This window comes from Streptomyces rugosispiralis (assembly GCF_024505145.1).
Taxonomy (GTDB): Bacteria; Actinomycetota; Actinomycetes; order Streptomycetales; family Streptomycetaceae; genus Streptomyces; species Streptomyces rugosispiralis.
Window position 1 is genome coordinate 1 of sequence record NZ_JANIAA010000238.1, and the last position, 475, is coordinate 475.

Sequence of the window (475 nt, forward strand, 5' to 3'; positions counted from 1 at the left end):
TTGCCGGGGAGTCTGCGGACGCTGGTGGTGGCGGGTGAGATGTGTCCGCCGGGGCTGGTGGAGCGGTGGGCCTCCGGGCGGCGGATGGTCAATGCGTACGGGCCGACCGAGGTCACCGTATGCGCGACGATGAGCGCGCCCCTGGAGCCGTCCGGTCCAGTGGCGATCGGTGGGCCGATCGCCAACACACGGGTCTTCGTGCTGGACGAGTTCCTGCGGCCGGTGCCCGAGGGCGTGGCGGGCGAGCTGTATGTCGCGGGGCCGGGGCTTGCGCGTGGCTATCTGCGCCGTCCGGGGCTGACCGCGGAGCGGTTCGTGGCGTGCCCGTTCACCGGCGGGCGGATGTATCGCACCGGCGACCTCGCCAAGTGGACCGGGGACGGCCAACTCGTCTTCGGCGGGCGTGCGGACGACCAGGTGAAGGTGCGTGGCTTCCGCGTCGAGCCGGGCGAGATCGAGGCCGTTCTCGCCGGGT

Annotated in this window: 1 protein-coding gene; it reads left to right on the top strand. The window is 72.4% G+C overall.

Annotated elements, in window-relative coordinates; translation table 11 throughout:
- Positions 1 to 475: AMP-binding protein (locus tag NP777_RS47240; protein WP_256656377.1), on the top strand; the 475-nt coding region annotated here is incomplete at both ends.